This window comes from Serratia proteamaculans (genome assembly GCF_008830365.1).
GTDB classification, from domain to species: Bacteria; Pseudomonadota; Gammaproteobacteria; order Enterobacterales; family Enterobacteriaceae; genus Serratia; species Serratia proteamaculans.
This window is the reverse complement of sequence record NZ_WBKI01000001.1, coordinates 880,991-901,986: the sequence shown is the minus strand read 5'-3', so window position 1 is coordinate 901,986 and position 20,996 is coordinate 880,991. Positions and strand designations below refer to the sequence as shown.

18 protein-coding genes are annotated in these 20,996 nt (G+C 55.5%); 9 read left to right on the top strand and 9 right to left on the bottom strand.

Features of this window, described 5'->3' with window-relative positions; all coding sequences use genetic code 11:
- Positions 1 to 3: 3 nt before the first annotated feature.
- From F8R23_RS04270 to F8R23_RS04250, 5 genes are all read right to left on the bottom strand, one after another.
- Positions 4 to 1,287, bottom strand: coding sequence for a Gfo/Idh/MocA family protein (locus F8R23_RS04270; protein WP_129938190.1), 1,284 nt, complete (start codon positions 1,285 to 1,287; stop codon positions 4 to 6).
- A gap of 19 nt (positions 1,288 to 1,306) precedes the next feature.
- On the bottom strand, positions 1,307 to 2,419 hold the full coding sequence (locus F8R23_RS04265; RefSeq protein ID WP_129934562.1) for an ABC transporter ATP-binding protein: 1,113 nt from the start codon (positions 2,417 to 2,419) through the stop codon (positions 1,307 to 1,309).
- 22 nt (positions 2,420 to 2,441) lie between these two features.
- The gene (locus F8R23_RS04260) at positions 2,442 to 3,260 is read right to left on the bottom strand and encodes a carbohydrate ABC transporter permease (protein ID WP_085116964.1); all 819 of its coding nucleotides are present in this window, start codon (positions 3,258 to 3,260) and stop codon (positions 2,442 to 2,444) included.
- A 12-nt stretch (positions 3,261 to 3,272) separates the two neighbouring features.
- Positions 3,273 to 4,211 (bottom strand): carbohydrate ABC transporter permease, encoded by a 939-nt coding sequence (locus tag F8R23_RS04255; protein WP_151415314.1) that lies wholly within the window; start codon positions 4,209 to 4,211, stop codon positions 3,273 to 3,275.
- Positions 4,212 to 4,292: 81 nt separating this feature from the next.
- Positions 4,293 to 5,546: an ABC transporter substrate-binding protein gene (locus F8R23_RS04250; RefSeq protein ID WP_151415313.1), complete on the bottom strand. Its 1,254-nt coding sequence runs from the start codon at positions 5,544 to 5,546 to the stop codon at positions 4,293 to 4,295.
- A 106-nt stretch (positions 5,547 to 5,652) separates the two neighbouring features.
- Between F8R23_RS04250 and F8R23_RS04245 the strand changes: the two genes are divergently transcribed.
- From F8R23_RS04245 to F8R23_RS04210, 8 genes are all read left to right on the top strand, one after another.
- Complete coding sequence (locus F8R23_RS04245) at positions 5,653 to 5,904, top strand: hypothetical protein (RefSeq protein ID WP_129934564.1); 252 nt, start codon at positions 5,653 to 5,655, stop codon at positions 5,902 to 5,904.
- Positions 5,905 to 6,011: 107 nt separating this feature from the next.
- Complete coding sequence (locus tag F8R23_RS04240; protein ID WP_151415312.1) at positions 6,012 to 7,682, top strand: DUF4091 domain-containing protein; 1,671 nt, start codon at positions 6,012 to 6,014, stop codon at positions 7,680 to 7,682.
- Between the two features lie 157 nt (positions 7,683 to 7,839).
- Positions 7,840 to 9,561: an ornithine lipid synthase OlsF gene (olsF, locus tag F8R23_RS04235; protein WP_129934566.1), complete on the top strand. Its 1,722-nt coding sequence runs from the start codon at positions 7,840 to 7,842 to the stop codon at positions 9,559 to 9,561.
- 99 nt (positions 9,562 to 9,660) lie between these two features.
- On the top strand, positions 9,661 to 10,443 hold the full coding sequence (locus tag F8R23_RS04230) for an N-formylglutamate amidohydrolase (RefSeq protein WP_129934567.1): 783 nt from the start codon (positions 9,661 to 9,663) through the stop codon (positions 10,441 to 10,443).
- Positions 10,444 to 10,517: 74 nt separating this feature from the next.
- Positions 10,518 to 11,231, top strand: a complete 714-nt coding sequence (locus F8R23_RS04225; RefSeq protein ID WP_099062947.1) for a flagellar brake protein — start codon at positions 10,518 to 10,520, stop codon at positions 11,229 to 11,231.
- Positions 11,232 to 11,431: 200 nt separating this feature from the next.
- Positions 11,432 to 11,884 (top strand): DcrB-related protein, encoded by a 453-nt coding sequence (locus F8R23_RS04220; RefSeq protein ID WP_129934568.1) that lies wholly within the window; start codon positions 11,432 to 11,434, stop codon positions 11,882 to 11,884.
- A 9-nt stretch (positions 11,885 to 11,893) separates the two neighbouring features.
- The gene (locus tag F8R23_RS04215; protein ID WP_151415311.1) at positions 11,894 to 16,204 is read left to right on the top strand and encodes an RHS repeat-associated core domain-containing protein; all 4,311 of its coding nucleotides are present in this window, start codon (positions 11,894 to 11,896) and stop codon (positions 16,202 to 16,204) included.
- Positions 16,204 to 16,554 (top strand): DUF7716 domain-containing protein, encoded by a 351-nt coding sequence (locus tag F8R23_RS04210; protein WP_017892955.1) that lies wholly within the window; start codon positions 16,204 to 16,206, stop codon positions 16,552 to 16,554. Before F8R23_RS04215 ends, F8R23_RS04210 begins: the two co-directional genes overlap by 1 nt.
- Before the next feature lie 138 nt (positions 16,555 to 16,692).
- Here the strand turns inward: F8R23_RS04210 and pdxY are convergent, their stop codons facing one another.
- Genes pdxY through F8R23_RS04195 form a run of 3 tightly spaced genes read right to left on the bottom strand, consistent with a single transcriptional unit; the run spans position 16,693 to position 18,500 of the window.
- The gene (pdxY, locus tag F8R23_RS04205; protein ID WP_151415310.1) at positions 16,693 to 17,532 is read right to left on the bottom strand and encodes a pyridoxal kinase; all 840 of its coding nucleotides are present in this window, start codon (positions 17,530 to 17,532) and stop codon (positions 16,693 to 16,695) included.
- Positions 17,533 to 18,249: a glutamine amidotransferase gene (locus F8R23_RS04200; protein WP_129934572.1), complete on the bottom strand. Its 717-nt coding sequence runs from the start codon at positions 18,247 to 18,249 to the stop codon at positions 17,533 to 17,535.
- Positions 18,246 to 18,500, bottom strand: coding sequence for a hypothetical protein (locus F8R23_RS04195; RefSeq protein WP_151415309.1), 255 nt, complete (start codon positions 18,498 to 18,500; stop codon positions 18,246 to 18,248). Before F8R23_RS04195 ends, F8R23_RS04200 begins: the two co-directional genes overlap by 4 nt.
- A gap of 68 nt (positions 18,501 to 18,568) precedes the next feature.
- On the opposite strand from F8R23_RS04195, the gene F8R23_RS04190 reads away from it, so the two are divergent.
- Complete coding sequence (locus F8R23_RS04190) at positions 18,569 to 19,873, top strand: aminotransferase class I/II-fold pyridoxal phosphate-dependent enzyme (protein ID WP_151415308.1); 1,305 nt, start codon at positions 18,569 to 18,571, stop codon at positions 19,871 to 19,873.
- On the opposite strand, the gene F8R23_RS04185 is transcribed toward F8R23_RS04190, so the two are convergent.
- Positions 19,874 to 20,845 carry an LLM class flavin-dependent oxidoreductase gene (locus tag F8R23_RS04185; RefSeq protein WP_151415307.1) on the bottom strand — a complete coding sequence of 324 codons (972 nt, stop codon included), beginning with the start codon at positions 20,843 to 20,845 and terminating at the stop codon, positions 19,874 to 19,876.
- Positions 20,846 to 20,996: the final 151 nt, after the last annotated feature.

Here is a 20,996-nt window from a genome sequence, read left to right as displayed (position 1 = left end):
TATTCAGGCTCCGTTCAGGGTAATAACGGCGGATTCACGGCGCGCGCGCTCCGCCGCAAACACCATCAGATGACTTTCCAGCGTTTCTGCCGGGCCGGACAGTATCTGGGAAGGATCGTTGGTACGGATCGCGTCGATAAAATGCTGCATCAGGTAGTAATCGCCACCGCCGTGACCGGCCATGGCGTGCAGATCTTCGGCTTCATCGACGTCGTAGACCTTTTCACTGTCGTCGACAAAAGAGGTGATACGGATGTAACGTCCGTCACCTTCGAGACAACCGTGGCTACCAAAAATACGGGTTTGGCGATCTTCCAGTCGGGTAAAGGCGGTCATGGTGAAGGAGGCGGTACGGCCACCGGTAAACTGCATATTGACCACCTGATGATCGACCACGTTATTGTCGCAGCGGTAGACGCAGCGACCATATTGACCGTCGCGCAGTGCCGCCTGCAGATGCGGCTGATCGACTTCGGGTGTTAATACCCGCAGAAAACCCGGCGTTGCTTTGTGGTTGTCACCCAGATAAATGCGTTTGGCGGAGTAAGGGCAGTTGGCTTCCACCGCGCAGTCCAGGCAGTTGTCCGCCGCACCGGCCGGTTGGTTTTCCTGGCGGAAGTGGCGCAGGCCGCCGAAGGAACTGATCTGCTCACAGGGCAATTCCATGATGTAGCGGATCCAGTCGATGTCGTGGCAGGACTTCTGCAGCAGCATAAAGGCCGCCTCACCGTCGTTGCGCCAGTTGCCGCGCACGAAGGAGTGGGCCTGATGCCAGTAACCCACCGGCTCCAGGTGCTGCAGGCTGACGATGTCGCCAATCACGTTATCGCGCAGCAGTTGTTTCAGCTTTTGGGTATAGCGCGTATAGCGCAGCACATGGCCGACCGAGAAAATCAGCCTCTGGCGCACCACTTCCTCGACGATAGTGCGGCATTCACTGGCATCCGGCGACAGCGGTTTTTCCAGCAGCATGGCATAACCCTGTTTGGCAAAGGCCAGCGCCGGTTCGAGATGCAAAGTATCCTGAGTACAAATCAGCACCGCGTCGGCCAATTTGCCGGCGTCTGCGGCCTGCTGCCAGTCGGTGAACACCTTGTCCGCCGCTATGGCATGCTGTTCGACAAACTGCCGGCGGTAGACATCTCGCGGTTCGGCCACGGCCACCACCTGCATTAAATCCGGGTGCGCCAACGCGTAGCGCGAGTAAATTTCCCCGCGTGCCCCGGCACCAATCACCAGCACCCGAACCGGGCGACCGGCATAACCATGTTGTTGAACTGACGACATTGCACATTCTCCGATCTAGTTATTTGAGGTTTTGGCCGCTGATTTCGTCAAACAGGTGCGCGCGGGACAGATCGAAAGCCAGGTGGATCTGTTCCCCCAGACGCGGTTCCCAGTCAGGTTGTGACGCCATGCGCAACACAAAGCGCAACCCGGCCAGTTCGCAGTGCAGTAACTCTTCGTTGCCCATTCGTTCGATGGTGACAATCTTCGCCGGGAAGCAATTGCTGCTGCCGGGGGCGCAAAGCCGCAGGCACTCCGGGCGAATACCAAGGCACACACGCGCATGGGGGTAACTTTCCAACTGCTGTTGCAGCAACGCAGGCAGTTCGAGAGGGTGTTGATTGCCGATACGCAGCCCGATGCCCTGCGCGTTGCGGGTAATCGCCATATCGTGCAGGTTCATCGAAGGACTGCCGATAAACTCGGCGACAAAGCGGTTGGCGGGCTGGTGGTAAAGGTTGATCGGCTTATCCACCTGCATAATGGCGCCCCGATTCATCACGCAGATGCGGTCCCCCATGGTCATCGCTTCTACCTGATCGTGGGTGACATACACCATGGTGGCGGCGACACCTTCCTGTTTCAGTTGGTTATGCAGTTCGATCAGCTGTACGCGCATCGTGACCCGCAGTTTGGCATCCAGATTGGACAAGGGCTCATCGAACAAAAATACCTTGGGTTTACGCACGATGGCGCGGCCGACCGCCACGCGCTGGCACTGGCCGCCGGATAACTGACCCGGCTTGCGTTGCAACAGATTGGTGATCTCCAGCTTTTCGGCGGCATCTCGCACCCGGCGGTCAATCTCGGCCTTGCTTTCCTTGCCGATCAGGCCAAACGCCATGTTTTTGTAGACCGTCATATGTGGATACAGCGCGTAATTCTGGAACACCATGGCGATGCCGCGATCTTTAGGCATGGTGTCGTTGACGCAGCGATCGTGGATCATGATCTGACCCTCACTCACGCTCTCCAGCCCGGCTATCATCCGCAGCAGGGTGGATTTGGCGCAGCCGGAGGGCCCGACAAACACCATAAACTCGCCGTCTTTAATGTCCAGATCGACACCCTGTAACGCATTGAATCCGTTGGGGTAGACCTTCTTCACATTGTTTAACTGTATACCGGCCATGTTAGTTACCTTGTGTTCGCAGTTAGCCTTTTACCCCAGCGCTGGCGATGCCCTGGATGAAGTAGCGTTGGAAAAGAATGAACAGCATCAGCATCGGGATCACCGCCATCAGCGCACCGGCCATCAGCAGTGGGTATTCCACCCCGGCGCGGCTGGACAGCGACGCCAGCCCGACCGGCAGCGTCAGTTTCTCGGTGGTGGTGTTGACGATCAGCGGCCACATCAGGTTGTTCCAGCTCCACAGGCCGTTAATGATGATGCAGGCGATAATGCCGGGGCGGATCAGCGGCAACATGATGCGCCAGAAGATAGCGAAGTAGCTGTAGCCGTCGATCAGCGCCGCTTCCTCCATTTCTTTCGGCACTGCCAGGAAGAACTGGCGCAGCAGGAAGGTGGCGTAAATGCTGAAAATACCCGGCAGCACCAGACCGGTGATGCTGTTCACCAGCCCCAGTTTCTGTACCACCAGGAACTGCGGGATCAGAAAAGCCTGACCCGGCACCATCAGGATCGAAATACACACCAGGAACACCGCATCACGGCCGCGAAAGTGCAGGCGTGAGAAGCCGTAGGCGGCCATAGTGGCGATCACCATCTGCAGCGTGACGGTGAAAAAGGTCGCCAGCAGCGAGTTCACATAGAAGTCGGTGAACGGGATTTCGCGCATAACCTTGCCATAGGCCTGCAGACTGGGGTGCGCCGGCAGCAGCGTCAGCGGGATCTGAATGCTCTCGGCCTGAGTTTTCAGCGAGGTCACCAGCATCCAGATAAAGGGGACCACCGAGGCCAGTGCCGCCAGAACCATAAACAGATACACCAACGTTTTTTTACTTATGCTCATCGTCATGGCTCCTCAGCTGACTTTCAGGCGTTTGCCAATCACCATTTGAATCAGGGTGATCAATAGGGTGACGGCGAACAGCACCACGGTAATGGCGGAGGCGTAACCTTTCTCCTGCAGGTAAAAGGCGTATTTGTAGAACAGGTTGGTCACGGTCATCACGTCGCTTTCCACCAACGCGCGGTCAAACATCAGGAACACCACGTCAAAGACTTGCAGGATCTCGATAAAGCTCATCACCGAAACGAAGAACAGCGTGGGCACCATCATCGGCAGGGTAATGCAGAAGAAGCGGCGCAGGGTGCGGATACCGTCGATGTCGGCAGCCTCATACAGTTGGCGTGGAATGCTTTGCAACCCGGCCAGCAAAATGATGATTTTCAGCGCCAGCGACGACCAGATAATGATGATAGAAACGCTGATGCGCACCACGTCCGGATCGGACAGCCAGGCCACCGGCGAAATACCCAGCAGGCCAGTCGCCTGGTTGATCAGGCCGAAGTCCTTGTTGAACAGCCATTGCCAGACCATCGCCACTGCGGCAGGCATGGTGACCGCCGGCAGGAACAAAAGGGTACGCAGCAACGCCTTGCCGCGGATGTTCTGGTTTAGGCCAATCGCCAGCAGCAGTGACAGGCTCAGGCTGATCGGCACGCACACCACCACATAGAACAACGTGTTAGCGGCGGCGGTGTAAAAGTCGTCGTCTTCAAACAGATTGACGTAGTTATCGACGCTAAGGGTGCTCCAGCGCATAAACTGGTTGAGGTCGGTAAAGCTGTAAAAAATGTTCTGTAAAAAGGGGACCAGGTAAAACACCGTCAAGCCAATCAGCAGCGGCAAGATCATCACCCAGCCCCAGAGGCGCTCGGCACGCTCCAGGCGGCTGAGTGCCGGTCGTGGGGTACTTTTTTGTTGTTTTAGGGCACCGTAGCTTTCTGCCAGCGACATGTTGCCTTTCCTCACCTGTAACTGCTCTGCGGTATTCCGCGGCCGGTGCGCCTTCGGGCAGGCGCCACCGGCACGGGGTGATTACTGCTCCATCACGCGTTCAATCTTCTTAACCGACTTGTCCATTTCAGGTTTGGCTTCCGCGCCCATAAAGATTTTCTTCAGGCTGGCGATCCACATGTTCTGCCATTTCGGCGTGTTGGTCCCGGCAGTGGGGTAAGCCTCGGTGACGTTGAGGGTTTCAATGTAAGGCGTCACATCGACCTTGGTGATCGCCGCCGCCCAGGCTTTTGCCGCCAGTTTGTTGGCCGGGATCACCGCTTTCGCCAACTCAGTCTGTGAGGCTTCGGAACTCATAAACTCAATGTATTTCCAGGCTTCCTGCTTGTGTGCGCTGTTGGCGGACATGGCAAACGCCAGGCTGTGCGCCACGCCGGACTGGCGCTCGATTTTCGGCATCATCACCACGCCAATATGGTCGTTAATCAGCGGGTTGCTGGCGAAGGGGGCCGCCAGCCATGAACCGGCATACACCATCGCTGCACGATTGGACTGGAAAATGTTTTCGGTTTTGACTTCGCTCATCTGTTGGGCGCTGGGCATCAATCCGTCTTTCATCATGGATTGCAGCTGTTGATAGACCCAGATCGACTTGTCGTTGGCAATGTCGGTCGGCTGGCCGTCTTTTGGCACAATGTGGTTGCCGTTCTGGAACAGCAGGTTCATATAGCTGTCCTGGCCGTCGATGCTCAGATCCATGACCAGTGGGAAGGCGCTGCTTTTCAAACCGGTTTTCAGTGCGGTCGCTTTGCTCTTCAGGTCATCCCAGCTCCAGTCGTTGGTCGGGTAGCTGACCCCGGCCTGATCGAACAGTTTTTTGTTGTACCACACCGCGATCGAGTCAACATCGCGGGGAATAGCCATCTGCTGGCCGTCATACTGATAGGCTTTAACCGAACTGGCGACGATATTATTTAATTGCACGCTACTGCCGGTAATATACGGTGTTAAGGGTTGTATAATGCCATTCTTGGCGTATTGAACAAAATAAGGCATGTTTATCCAGAATATATCTGGTGCGACGCCACCGGCAGCGGCGGAGTCTAATTTAACAAAGTACTGCGCCGAGGGGGTTAATTCTATGGCGATTTTAATATTAGGGTTTTCTTTTTCAAATCGCTTGGCAATCTCTTGCTCGGCAGGTAATTGGTTTCTATCCCACACGGCGTAACGCAAGGTTATTTGATCGGCAGCATATAACATGGTAGGCAATAATAACGCAGCCACTATGGCAGAATGCGCCAGAAGACGTCCGGTATTTTTTATCGGTGACATTGCTTTCCCCTTGGTGAACGACGAATCAATATTTTCGTAATGTGAATTCTTTCTATCCCTTAACTTTCAATGTGTCAATACACCCCGATCTGCCCAAAAATGGGGCGTGAATGTTTCATTGTTGTTAAAACCGAAAGGGGTGCAGCTTAAACTGAAAGCGTTGCTTGTTCACAATTTGTTAACCTTCCCGGCCGGTTTTAGCCCTGCCGCGCAGCAATTATGGGCTGCTGGCGTCATAGGAATAAGTGATAACCCTTGCACCATAATGGGGATTAAAAACATTTTTATTGTGCATGCCGGGTTATCTTTCATTTTTGTGATGCAAATAAACAAAAAAATCGTATATGACTTCATTTGAAGCAGCTTATGGGCGGTTTTTGAATGAGGGCTATTGTTTGAATCGATAAAAGGGTTTAGCCTGAAAATCGCCCCTCAGTATTTTCCAATTAAAGCGAGATCACTGCTATGCGTCTTTCATTGACCTTTACTCATTGCCTGGAAAAAATATTTCACAGCCATAATGCTCCGCAGATTACACAAATAAATAAACTCAGCGGACTGAATAACGAAATGATGTGTTGGCAGGGGGTTTATTGCCTGCGGCGGGCCGATAACGAAACGCGACGTGAATTAGGCTACCGTATTGAGGGACCATTGTCGGAGTATATCAGCGTGCGTCAGGTGCAGTCGGTACCCAGCCACTTTCCCTGTTATGCCGAGACCGATGAAAACTATCTGCGCACCGAGCCAGGGTTATTTCCCGATCCGCTGGTACCGTTGGTCGATCGGCGTTTCTTTGCCGCCTGCAATTATTACGGCAGCCTGTGGTTAACCTTAACCCCACCGACGATACCGGTGGCGGGTGGGGATTACCCCCTGACACTGACGCTGTTTGATGTGGCCAGCGAGGACATACTGGCCAGTGCTGAGTTGACGCTGCATATTGTGGCGGCTGCACTGCCACCGCAAACCCTGTTGCACACCGAATGGCTGCATTCCGATTGCCTGGCAGATTATTACCATATTGCGGTATTCAGCCCCGAATACTGGCTGGCGACGCGCAACTTTGTCCGTACCGCGGTTAACAGTGGGGTAAATATGCTGTTGACGCCGATCTTCACGCCACCGCTGGATACTGCCGTCGGCGGCGAGCGTACTACGGTGCAACTGGTGGGTGTGCAGCGGTCTGCGCAGGGCTACCGGTTTGATTTCCAGCGTCTGGCCCAATGGGTGAATATGGCGCAGGAGGAGGGCATTGAACACTTTGAAATTGCCCCGTTGTTTACCCAGTGGGGGGCCACCCATGCGCCAAAAATCATGGTGGAGACAGACGGCACGCTTAGCCCACTGTTCGGCTGGCATACCGATGCCCATGCCGAAGAGTATCAACAGTTCCTACATGCCTTGTTGCCGGCACTGACCGGTTGGTTCCGTGAGCGGCAGTTACAACAACGGGTGTGGTTTCACATCTCGGATGAGCCGACGTTGGAAAATATCGCTGTTTACCAAGGTGCCAGCGTGACCTTGCGACCGCTATTGGCCGGGTTCCATACTTTTGATGCGTTGTCAGATTATGCTTTTTACCAACAGGGTCTGGTGGAAACGCCGGTGGCCGCCACCGACCATATCGAACCTTTTATCGAAAACCGGGTACCTGGCCTGTGGGCTTATTATTGCTGCGTGCAAAAAACCGAGGTGGCCAACCGTTTCTTTGCCCAGCCTTCGGCGCGCAACCGCATTTTGGGTATCCAGCTTTACCGATACAACATCGCCGGTTTTCTGCATTGGGGCTTCAATTTCTATAACAGCGGGCATTCGCGGGAGAAGCTCAATCCCTACGCGGTGACGGATTGCTGCAATGCGTTCCCCTCAGGGGATGCCTTTGTGGTTTATCCCGGAGAAAACCTGACGCCGGTGGAGTCACTGCGTTTACGGGTACTGCATCAGGGCCTGCAGGACATGCGAGCCCTGCAACTGCTGGAAAGCCTGACCGATCGTGCGACGGTAGAAGCCTTGATTGAACAACAACTGGGGATGCACATCACTTTTAAACGCTATCCCCATCAGGCGGAACCGCTTCTGCGGTTACGCGAAGTGGTGAATCAGCGCATCGAAGCCTTAACTTCGGCGGCATAAAATGCGGCGGTGTGGCGATGGGGGTCCCTTCGCCACCAATTTTTCAATAATTTGCTATAACTGATAGCTGAGGGATTCATTTTTTTGTCATGTTACTGACATGTTAGGGTCATGGCGCTGGCTTAAGTTTGCAGCGACTAAGCCAGGAGATAACGCGATGTTTAGCTTGGACTCTCTGTTGCATGATGCATTTCCACACCGCAAGACCCCTGCCTGGCAGCGTAGCCTGCTGAGAACTTTACTCTTCGAAAAAGAATTCAAACAGTTTGCCGCCGATTATCCGCACCTGAAGGGGCTGGACCTGATCGAACAGGTGGTGGACTACTTCAACCTCAGCTGTGAATTGGTCGATGGCGATTTGGAAAACATCCCGAGCCAGGGGCCGGTAGTGCTGGTGGCTAACCACCCGATCGGTTCGCTGGACGGCCTGGTGCTGCTGCGTGCGGTGGCGGCGGTAAGACCGGACGTTAAAGTGGTCGCCAGCCAACTGTTGACCTACATAGAACCGCTGCGCAACCTGTTTGTACCGGTGGACAACGTGGGCAACAAGACCAACCGCAAGCAAATTGAAGGCATGCAGGCGCAGTTGGATAAGCAGGGTGCGCTGATCCTGTTCCCCGCCGGGGAGGTGTCACGCATGAGCCCGAAAGGCATTCGTGACGGCCACTGGCATACCGGATTCTTACGCCTGGCGGCCAAGGCGCGAGCGCCGATTGTGCCGATCCATATCAGTGCGCGTAACAGCAATCTGTTCTATTTCACCTCGCTGGTTTACCGACCGCTTTCTACGTTATTGCTGGTGCGCGAAATGTTCCAGCAGCAGGGCGGACGCATCAAAATCCGTGTGGGTGGCCGTATTCCCTTTACTAACTGGCATGATGGTCACACCAGCGCCAAAGATCTGGCCGAGCGTTTCCGCCGTCATGTTTACCGTCTGGGCCAGGGTAAGGAAGGGCTGTTCGCCAGTGAATCGCCTATCGCCCTGCCAGAGGACCGATTGGAACTGAAAAAGGCGCTGGCAAACTGTGAGCGTCTTGGGGTCACCCCGGACGGTAAAATTATCTTCTTGTATCGCCGTAAGGGTGAGGCGCGTACGCCTATCCTGCGTGAACTCGGTCGCCTGCGTGAGATTGCCTTCCGTGCGGTGGGGGAAGGATCTGGCCGCCGTCGTGATTTGGACAGCTATGACGACGACTATTACCACCTGGTACTGTGGGATGCCGAGGAACTGGAAATTGTCGGTGCCTATCGTTTTATTCCTACCGCCGAGCAGTTGGAGCACAAGGGGCTGGAAAGTATCTACAGTAACAGCCTGTTCCATTATGACCGCGAGATGGCACCTATCCTGGCGCAAGGCATCGAACTGGGCCGCAGTTTTATTCAACCGGCTTACTGGGGCAAGCGTGGGCTGGACTATCTGTGGTTAGGCATTGGCGCATACCTGGCAAAATACCCGCAGTATCGCTATCTGTTTGGTCCGGTTTCCATTTCCGGCGGTATGCCGGTGACGGCGCGTGACCTATTGATTGCCTTCTACCGACTGTACTTCTCACCTAATCATGCGTTGGCGCAGTCGCGTCAGCCTTATCCGGCCTCGTTGCCGCAGGTATTGGCACAGTTTGCCGGCGATAACTATCAGGAAGATCTGGTTCGGCTGAAAAGCCTGTTGAGCAACATCGGCTGCTCGATCCCGACGCTGTATAAACAATATACCGAGCTGTGTGAACCGGGCGGGGTGCAGTTTATTGATTTCGGCACCGATCCGGCCTTCAACAACTGCATTGACGGTCTGGTGCTGGTCGATCTCACCCGGCTTAAACCCGCACGGTTCCAACGGTACATCGCGGTGCACCAGCCGCAGGATGCCTGCATAGAGTGATCGGCTTCTCATTCATGCCTTTTTGATCTAACCCGAAGCTTGGCGTCGGCGGTGGGATTTAGCCTAAGATAAGGCTTTGTTCCTCCGCCGGAGTCTTGCATGCCACAGTCGTTTGTCTCGTCTTTATTATCCGCCGAAGATCCCGCCGCCGTGGCGATTGAAACGCCCAGGGGCGTCGCCCCCTTTTTATTGCTGTGCGATCACGCCGGCCAGGCGATACCGCAGCAGTTGGGCGATCTGGGTCTGCCACCCGGTGAAATCGACCGCCATATCGGTTGGGACATCGGCGCATTAAACGTTTCGCGCCATCTCAGCCGTCAGCTGGACACTACGTTGATCCATCAGCGTTACTCACGTTTGGTCATTGACTGTAACCGCACGCCCGGCATCGCCAGCTCGATCCCGTCACTGTCAGAATTGACGCCGATCCCCGGGAATGTCGGTATTGATGCCAGACATGCGCAGGCGCGCGAGCATGAGATTTTTAGGCCTTATCACCAGGCGATAACCGACAATCTGGATCAACGCCAGCGCAACGGGCTGCCGACGGCGATTATCGCCATGCACAGCTTCACCCCGGTATTCAAAGGCAACGAGCGGCCGTGGCAAGTGGGGCTGCTGTTTAACCGCCAGCCGGAGTTTGCATTGCTGCTGGCAGAGCTGCTGCGGGAGGAAGGGGATTTGCAGGTCGGCGTTAACGAGCCTTACGCCATGACCGATGCAACGGATTACACTCTGCCGGTGCATGCCGAGCGGCGGGAGCTTCCCTACGTTGGCATTGAGATCCGCCAGGATTTAATAGCCGATCAACAGGGTCAGCAAGCCTGGGCGGAACGCTTCGCCAGGCTGCTGCCACAGGCCTGGCATCGCTGGCAAATTTGACTTTAGGAATATTCCCAGTGATGATAACTGTAAGGAACGTGTAAAGCGTCATTGGGAAGAGTCAGGAGCGACGAGTGGAGCAGAATGATAACGGATTGTTTATCAAGCAGGAGCGTTTTGAGGTACTGGCGATACTGCGTGAAATTTGTAAACAGCGCACGCCACTGAAGGTTGTCAATGACCAACAGCAGTTTCAAAGCCTGCTGTTGAGCGTCGGACCGGATAATATTGTGTTCAGCGGCGATGAGGCAGACACGACAGTCGACGGTGAATGTACCATTGTGATTGAAAGCCATGACGCAAAGATCGAGTTCTCCGTAGGCCAGGCTGAATTTACCAACCATCAGGGCGTTAATGCCTGTTCAACCCGCCTGCCAAAGGAACTGGTGTATATCCAGCGCCGCCGTCAGTTTCGCGTGACAACTCCCCACTGGCGTGAGTTTCTCTGCAGCGGCGAATACGCCGACGGTAGCGAGTACCAGTTGAGGATCCACGATCTTTCTGCGGGTGGAGTTGGCCTGCGCGTTGACGGTCCGCTGCCGGAAAATCTTCAGCCTGGATTCCAGTTCAAAAAGGCGTTGTTGGATTTTGGCAGCTATGGCAGTTTCAAGGTTAATATGGAACTGGTGGTGATCAACGAAGACCAGGAATTGGATGACGACGACCAACTGGTGCGTTTCTCACGCCTGTCGTGCCGTTTTATGAAGCTGGGCCTGGCAATGGAAAGAAAAATTCAGAGCGCAGTGTTTGCTTTCGAATTGGATTTTAATAAAAAGAAAAAACGTTGATCAGCGGCGGCGCGTTTGCCATCTCCTTTCATTAAACGCAGTATTCAGAGGGTTCCGATTCTCAGACGCGGTCTGGCATGGTGCGGAACCTCCTTCTCTCCCAATCTCTTAATGTTAATCATGCAGATTAATATTGAATTTTCATTTGTCCTTTTGTTATGCGATTCTTAAGACTTCGTTAAGCAAAAGGACTCTGCGTGATGCCTGATTATTCCCGTTGTACCTTTACCGAAGGCAGCGTTGCTCTGCCGGAAGGCTACAGCGATCGCACCGTCAACGTGCTGTTGGCCGGTGATGATATCTCCCCCTCTCTGAATATTTCCCGTGATGTATTGCAACCTGATGAAACCTTGAACGGTTACATTACGCGTCAGCTTGAAACCCTGTCCCTCAGCCTCAAAGGCTGGGTGCTGAAGGGGCGCGAGCCGGTGACATTGGGCCGCAGTGGCTTGCCAGGGGAGTCTGTGCATGCCAGCTACCTGCGCGATGGCAAACGTATCTGGCAACGACAGGCGGTGTTCGCACTGACGGATGGGCGCGTACTGGTATTTACCCTCGCGCAACCCCTTAAACTGGCTCCTCAAGATGAAACCTTATTGCTCCAGGTTTTGGAGAGCTATCAGCAGACACCGGACGTAAGCGGTCAGCCATAAGGAACATTTATGAGTGAAGCGGCACGCGTCGGCGATACCATCGGGCATTCCCATGCCCTGGCCGGTATGATTGGCGGCACAATAGTCGGTGGCCTGATCGCCGCCGCCGGAGCGGTAGCGGCCGGTGCCCTGTTCGTCGCCGGGCTGGCCGCATCCTGTATAGGAGTCGGTGTGTTGCTGATTGGTGCCAGCCTGGCGGTGGGTTATCTCACCGGGGAGGCGGCCACCGCAGCCCGAGACGGCATTGCCGATGCCGGTGCTGGCAGCCTGTCGCCGACAGGCAAGATCGTTACCGGTTCCCCCAATGTATTTATCAACGGCAAACCTGCCGCGATCGCCACCCTTAGCCAGGTCGCCTGCAGCGATGATGGCCCGAGCATGCAGATGGCGCAGGGCTCCGACAAAGTCAGTATCAACGACCAGCCCGCTTCCCGCGTGGGTGACAAAACCAACTGCGACGCGCAGGTGATGGAGGGTTCGCCCAATGTGTTGATTGGTGGTGGAACCGTCACCACACTGCCGATTAAACCCGAAGTGCCGGACTGGCTGTACAAAGCCTCTGACCTGACACTGCTATTTGCCGGCCTGGTCGGTGGCGTCGGCGGGGCAGCAAGCAAACTGGGCGCACTGGGCAAAATGCTGAGCAAGCTGCCCGGCATCAACAAACTGGGGCGGATTGCCTGCCGTTTTGGCACCTTGATGACCGCCACGGCCGCCGCAGGCATCATTGCCCGCCCGGTGGATATCATCAGTGGCCAGAAGTTTTTATCCGGCGATGACGAACTGGATTTTGTGTTGCCATCTCGTCTGCCGGTAGCCTGGCAACGTTACTGGCGCAGTGGCAACCCCGGTGACAGCGTATTGGGTCGCGGTTGGAGTCTGTTCTGGGAGAGCAGTTTGCAGCCGTACCAGGACGGGCTGGTGTGGCGCGCGCCGTCCGGTGATTATGTTTCCTTCCCGATGGTACCCCGTGGTCACAAAACCTATTGCGAAGCCGAAAAGTGCTGGCTGATGCACAATCCCGACGGCAGTTGGCAACTGTTCGATGTTGGCGAGCAAAGCTACCACTACCCGCGTCTGGACGGTGAACAGCCGAGCCGGTTATCTATGCTGACCGATGCCACCGGCAATACCACTTCGCTGTTTTATGATGACCACGGCCAACTGATTGAGTTGGTCGACAGTGCCGGCCAGCGCTTAACCTGCCGCTATATGACTACCGCTAACGGTCTGCTGCGCCTCAGCGGCGTATTGCTGCATACCCCAAACGGCGAACGGTCGCTGGTCAGCTACGGCTACGACGATGAAGGACAACTGATCACAGTGACCAATGGTGCCGGTGAAATCTGCCGGCGCTTTAGCTGGCGTGATGGACTGATGGCCAGTCATCAGGATCAAAATGGGTTGCTCAATGAATACCTGTGGCAGGAGATTGAAGGATTACCCAGGGTCAGCGCCTGGCGTCACAGTGCTGGCGAAGAACTGACGCTGTACTACGATTTTGTCGGTGGTGTGCGGCGAGCGGTGCGGGATGACGGTAAACAGGCGTTGTGGCAACTGGATGACGACAACAACGTGGCGCAGTTTACGGATTTTGACGGGCGTAAATCGGCATTTATCTATGAGCGGGGTGAGTTGTGTGGCGTGGTATTGCCAGGCGGCGCTCAGCGATACAGCGAATGGGATAACTATGGTCGCTTGCTGAGTGAAACCGACCCGCTCGGCCGCAAAACGACTTACCAGTATTCCCGCAACAGCGGCCGCTTGTTCTCTGTGACCTCCCCAGACGGCAGCCAGACGTTTCAGCATTGGGATACCCAGGGCCGACTAACCAGACAGATTGATGCGTTGGAGAATACGACTTCTTACGACTACCCCGATACGGAAGAGAGTTTGCCGGTGCGCATCACAGACGCTCTGGGGGGCGTGGTGAGACTTGACTGGAACAGTCAGGGGCTGTTGACGCGTTATACCGACTGTTCCGGCAGCGTCACCGCCTATGCGTATGACGTGCTCGGCCAGTTGACACAGTGTACCGACGCGGAAGGCCACCTGACCCAATACCGTTGGGATGCTGCCGGTCGCCTGCAAGCCTTGCTTCATCCGGACGGTAGCGAAGAGCGGTTCGTCTGGAATGCGCAAGGCCAGTTGGCTCGCCATCAGGACTCGCTCGGCAGCGAAACCCGCTGGGCGTATAACCTGCTGGGCCAACCTGTCAGCATCACCGACCGCATCAACCGGACGCGCCACTACCATTACAATAACCGGGGCTGGTTGACGAATATTGAGAACGGCAACGGTGGGAACTATCACTTCAGCCACGATGCCGTCGGCCGGATAATGGGTGAGCGCCGCCCGGATAATACCGACCACTTTTATCGTTATGGCCCCGATGGCCAACTGACCGAGCATCGGGAAACCGGGCCGCTGGATACCTCGGTATCTCCAGCTCAGCGCCTGCACCAACTCCGATATGACGAAGCGGGCCAACTGGTCTGGCGCGGTAACGACAGCGCCCAATGGCAGTATTGTTATGATGCTGCGGGCAGGCTGAATACTCTGACGCGTACGCCAACAGCCGTCGGCGCGGCGTTGGGTATTGAAACCGACCGCGTGCAGTTGCAATACGATGCTGCCGGCAATCTGCTGACGGAACAGGGCGTCCACGGCGAGTTGCAGTATCAGTGGGATGCGCTGGCCAACCTGCAGACACTGACCTTGCCACAGGGAGACCAGTTGCAGTGGTTGTACTATGGTTCCGGCCACGCCAGTGCCGCAAAGTTTAACCAGCAGCTGGTGAGTGAATTTATCCGTGACCGCCTGCACCGGGAAACCGGCCGCACGCAGGGCGCGTTGCAGCAACATCGCCAGTATGATGCGTTGGGGCGCAGAACCTGGCAGAGCAGTACCTTCAGCTACGGGCAGGTAGCCAAACCGGAAGACGGTGTGCTGTGGCGGGTATTCCGTTATACCGGTCGGGGTGAGATTGAGGGCGTCAGTGATGCGCTGCGCGGCGAGGTGCACTACGGCTATGATGCCGAAGGGCGTCTGTTGCAGCACCGCGAGCAGAACCTCGGCAAGCCAGGTAACCGGCTGGTGTATGACGCCGCCGATAATCTGTTGGGTGAAAAAGGCCCGGACAGCGACGTCGAAAGGTATTTACCGCTGGCACCCATCGTCAGCAACCGTCTGACACACTGGCAGCAGTTATTCTACCGTTACGACGCCTGGGGCAATCTGGTCAGTCGGCGCAACGGGATGTATGAACAACATTATCGTTACGATGCCGACAACCGGCTGATACAGGCCCATGGTCGTGGCCCGCAGGGAGAGTTTGAGGCGCAGTATCATTACGATGCGCTGGGCCGTCGCAGCCGCAAACAGGTGCGCTACAAAGGTAAACCGGAACAAACCACGTGTTTCCTGTGGCAGGGATATCGCTTGCTGCAAGAGCAGCGCGACAACGGCACGCGCCGGACATGGAGTTACGATCCTGCCAGCCCATGGACACCGATGGCGGCGCTAGAACAGGCCGGCAGCAGCCCGCAGGCGGACATCTACTGGCTGCATACCGATCTCAACAGCGCACCGCTGGAAGTGACCGACGGCGCTGGCAATTTACGCTGGTCTGGGCAGTACGATACTTTCGGCAAGTTGCAGGGCCAGACGGTTGCCGGTGCGGAACGCCGCAAAGGGGCTGTCTACGACCAGCCGCTGCGCTATGCGGGGCAATACCAGGATGATGAAAGCGGATTACACTATAATCTGTTCCGTTACTACGAGCCGGAGGTCGGCAGATTCACCACACAGGATCCGATTGGCCTGAGTGGTGGGATGAACCTGTACCAGTATGCGCCCAATCCTTATGGATGGGTGGATCCGCTGGGTTTGGCCAATCGACCAGCTAACGGCAAATATCATATATTCCAAGAGCACACTATTGCTCCTGGGAATATTTACTCCAGTGATGCGGTTCAATTTAACCGCGCAAACACAGAGTTTCTTGCAAGAATGGATGCTGATCCTTCTTTCAGACGGGATATGTTGGGCCGATATCCGGAATTGGGGGAATGGATGAAAAGTCCGAATAAAGCCTCAAGTCCACCAATATTAACTTGGCATCATCATGAAGATGTAGGTCGTTTGGTGTTGGTTGATCGCGTAGATCATGCAGATAATCACGCTCTTTACCATCCTACGGGTAAAGGCGGACGCGAAATGTGGGGTGGTGGAGAGCCCGGAAGACGAGGTAAGCTGGATGGTGCCACGGGTAACCTTAAGGCCGCCAGAGCCAGGAGTAGAACAGGAGGGGGATGTTAATGAAAGAGCTAGAGTACATGACGCCTTACAGCCTAGAGAATCTGATGACTAAAATCGTTCAAGAGGGTTATGCAAAGGATAATTTCTGCCTTTATACCAAAGAGTACGAGGCCACAGCTGCGCTCGGACTGACATGTTATCTTGAGCGTTATCCACAAGTCAGTGATGATGATGAAGAAGTGTATCCTGACTATGTAGTACAAAATGAGTTGGAGCTGTTTTTTTATGGTGATCAGTTCATGGATGTGCTCAGAAGCGCGCTGAATCAAAAGCCAAACGCAACTATGGAAGAGCTGATATCAGGGTTGAATTATTACCTGGAGAATGATGCTTTTATTACGTTTTCATAGGCATAAAAACTTCGTAATCCAGTAAAGACTCCTTTACTGCCTTTCTGAGTTATCCGTAGCACCCTGTGTGGAGCCTATCCACGCAGGGTGAATGATACTCATCTACTGATGTCGGTATATCCGTCACTCCGTTCTATTCTATTTCAAAGCACGCAGGCTGCCGATTTCCTCCAAACCGAAATGCTCCGCTTCTGCCAGCACATCGCAGACCTCACTGCTGGCGGTCAGGACTGCGCTATTGAGATTTTTCCCGTGCAACAAATGGCTGACCAGCAACGCGGTGAACATGTCACCGGTGCCCTTTACCTTCGACTGAATTTTGGGATGGGTATAGCTTTGCACCTTGTCGTGACTGACCAACAGTAAGCCAATCTGATCGTCATTTTCCGCCACGCCTGGCGCACTGGTCACCAGTACCCACTCGGTAGTGTCATTCAATAACGCCTGTGCGGCATGCTGCGTTTGTTCTCGGCTGGTTAACGGATTCCCGCAAAGCTGCTCCAGTTCGAAACCGTTGGGGGTGAGGCCATTAGCCAGTTGCAGGAACGGTGAGCGATAACAACTGACGATACGTTCATCCACGTAAACGCCTTCACCGTAATCGCCCATCACCGGGTCGATATAAATTTTTATCTGCGGATTGATAGCGCGCACGCGCTGTAGCCAGGTGTGTAGAAAATGACATTGGCCAACGTTGCCCAGATAACCGATGATCACCGCCCTGGTGCGTTTCATTACGCCGCGGGTCAGTAAATCCTCGAGAAAGCCGCTGAACCACTCGGCCGGAATTACGCCACCGCTGGGCGCGCCATAATAGGGCGGGCAGCCGAACAGCACGCTGGGCACCTGTAGCGCTTCCAGCCCTTTTTTCAGCAAGGTGCGATAGGCGATACCGTTGCCGACGCTGCCGTACACGACCTGCGATTGAATACTGATCACATCAATCTGCGGGGGTTGTAATTGAGGAACCTGTTGCATCTATAACTTCCTTGATTCGATTTTGTCCAGCCACCGCGCAAACACCTGGCGGGCGCGCTGTTCTAATTCTGTACCGTAGCGAGCGGCCTGTTGGCGCAAACGCTGTGGCAGAATACCGGCCAGTTCAAGCTCACAGGCATGGCCCACTAGCCAGCGTTCCAGGTCCTGATGATCGGCTTCCAGATGGAACTGTAGCCCAAGGGCGAAATCCTGATACTCAAATGCCTGATTAGGACAAACTTCGGTACCGGCCAGGCAGGTCGCGCCCTCCGGGATCATAAACATATCGCCGTGCCAATGCAGCACAGGCGTTGTTCCCAAGGGCGCCAGTACCGAGTCTTCATGCTCTGCCAATGTTAAGGGTTCGAAACCGATCTCTTTCACGCCGAGCGAAACCACGTCAGCCCCCAGGGCCTGAGCCATCACCTGTGCGCCAAGACAGACGCCTAGCGTAGGCCGTTTTTGCTGCAGCCGCTGTGTTACCAGTGCTAATTCGTCGTTGAGAAACGGGTAATGCTGCTGGCCGGCAAAATGCTGCGCCGCGCTGATCGGGCCGCCAAGCACCACCAGCAGGTCGGTCTCCTCATTATCGATGGAACGGATATCGTCACGGCCGGCATCATAGTAATCAATCTGATAGCCCCGCAGTGAAAGCAGTGAACCCAGAATACCGAGGTTTTCAAAATTCACATGCCTGATAGCGACAACTTTCTTCATTGCTGTACCTCTGTGCTGTGGGGATATGCTTCCAGTTCCAGCGTATCGCCAAGGATGGTGATGCCGTTGATGCCACTTTGATAAACGATCCGACGCTCTTTGACCTGGCTGATGTGCAATTGGTAGCCCTGCTCCGTAGGAAACAGCGCCTGGGCCTGCTGCAGTTGGTCGCTGGCCCAGGGGGTGAACATCTGCAAGCGGGCGAAAGCTTTGCCATCGTGTTGAATATCGAGTACGTAATGTTTTTCCATCTTTACCCCTTAACTTTTACGTTCCAAACAGGTAATCTGTTTTGAACTAATACAAAAAGGTTTTATGTATGGGTTCATTGTATGCAAAAGGCGGCAGCGCTGTCCAGATTGCTGAGCAGATCAGCACGCAGATCAAGCAGGGGGATTTGCAGCCGGGTGACCTGTTGCCGCCGGTGCGTAAACTGGCGGGCGAATTGGGAGTTAACCCCAATACCGTTGCCAGTGCCTATGGCAAGCTGCGGGATGCCGGGTTGGTCGCTACCCGCGGGCGTGCCGGTACGCAGGTGCTTGAGCAACCCCTGATGGTGGCGCGCCATATCCGTCAAGTGCCCGAGGGCATGCGTGATTTGGCCAGCGGCAACCTGGATGGGGCTTTGCTACCGGCATTGTCAATGAGTGTGGATGACATCTTCCCGCAGCAGAATGGCTATGACGTTAGCGGTGATTTACCGGCTTTGTGTCAGCTTGCCGGTGACTGGTTGAGCCAACAGGGTGCATCTCTGGGTGAGACGGCGGTGTTTTCCGGGGCGCTGGATGCCATCGAAAAGGCGCTGCGCAGCCATGCGGCACCGGGGGCATCGGTGTGGGTGGAAGATCCCTGCTGGCCGCCGCTGTTGACGCTGCTGCGGCATCTTCGTCTCAAACCCTTGCCGTTGCTGGTGGATGAACAAGGGTGTCGATTGCCGGAGCACGACGCCGGCCCTCAGGGTTGCGCAGTGATCCTGACACCGCGTGCGCAGAACCCAACCGGCATGTTGCTTAGCGCTGCCCGCGCCAATCACTGGCGTGAGTTTCTGGCGCAAAACCCGGGCTGTCTGGCGATCGTCGATGACTTCTGGGGGCCACTGTCACAACAACCATTGCATTTACCCTGTACTGCCGACAATGGCCTGTATGTGCTCTCGCTGAGTAAATTCCTCAGCCCGGATCTACGTATTGCGCTGGCCTGCGGCAAGCCGCAATTGCTACAGGCGATGCGCGCCGATCAATACATTCGTGAACGTTGGGTCAGCCATATCCTGCAGCAAATTGCCGTCAAATTATGGACGCAAGCGCAGCGCGATGGTTTGCTGGTTCGCGCGCAGCAAGCCTATCAACAGCGGCGCGATGCGTTGGCGGAACGGTTGCAGGCGTTGACCGGGACACCATTACCTGCGGGGGAAGGGGTACATATCTGGCTGCCGGTGCGTTCGGAAGCCGCCGCCGGCCAAATCATGGCGCAGCGTGGCTGGTTGGTACAGGGCGGCGAGCCGTTCCGCCTGAAAAGCGGCCCGGCGATCCGTGTCAGTCTGGCTAACCTGATCCCGGCACAGTTGGAAACACTGGCGCAGGATCTGGCGGTCGCTGTAGGCTCGGGCGCGGTAGTGAACTGATCAGGCCTGTGCCAGCAGTTGCAAAGAGGCCAGGCGGGCAGCGGGTGCGCTGATCGGCGTATCGATCACAAACTCTTCCACGCCATATTGCTGCTGCAATTGATCTAACTGGCTCCGTACCTGCCGGGCAGTGCCGAGCAGGATGTGGCTTTCACGTGGTTCGATGCGGTAATCGGTGGCCCCGGCCTGCTGAACATAACTCTCGGCCTGCTCAAGGCTGCCGACCGTCACGCTTTGTCCGCCGGTCACATGCACCCGGTATTGCTGGATCCCGGCCGCCAAAGCTTGGGCCTGTTCGGTCGTATCGGCAACGATCACCGCGACCGCCAGCAGAGCTTTACGTCCACCGCTCTGCTCAGAGTAATGTGCCAGCGCGCGTTGAATATCCTCTGGGTTGCCATTGAGCTGTGCAGCAAACACAAAGGCCCAGCCGTGTTCGGCAGCCAGTTGGGCGCTTTCGCTGCTGGCACCCAACAGGAAGCGCTGTGCCGGTTGCGCGGGTTGCGGTGTGGCACTCAGGCCGGGTTGCGCGTCATCATTGAGGTAGGCATTGAGCTGAGCCAACTGTTGCGGGAAGTCCGGTTTATTCTGTTGATCGTGGGCGGCCTGCAGTGCCTGGGTGGAGAGCGGTAACCCGCCGGGCGCTTTACCTACGCCCAGATCGACACGGCCCGGCGCCAGCGTCGCCAGCAGATTGAAGTTTTCCGCCACCTTGTAAGCACTGTAATGTTGCAGCATGACGCCACCAGAGCCTATGCGGATACGGGAAGTTTGCCCGAGTAAATAAGCGATCAGCACTTCGGGGGATGGGCAAGCGAGCTGCGCGGTATTGTGATGCTCGGCCAGCCAAAAACGACGATAGCCCCAAATTTCCGCCTGCTGCGCCAAATGCAGCGTACGCGTCAGCGCCTGGGCGGCAGTTTCTCCTTCGGCAATCGGACTTTTTTCCAACACGCTCAGGGCATAAGCCATTTTCCTGCTCCTTTATCATCAATTATCCATGACAAATAGCATGCCCAATCCAACAGGCTTAATACTGATTTTGGATAGGATATTCCATTGATAAAAAACGGATTTAGATATGCTCAGAACGGTAAAAGGGCGCGTGATTGACGCGCCCGAA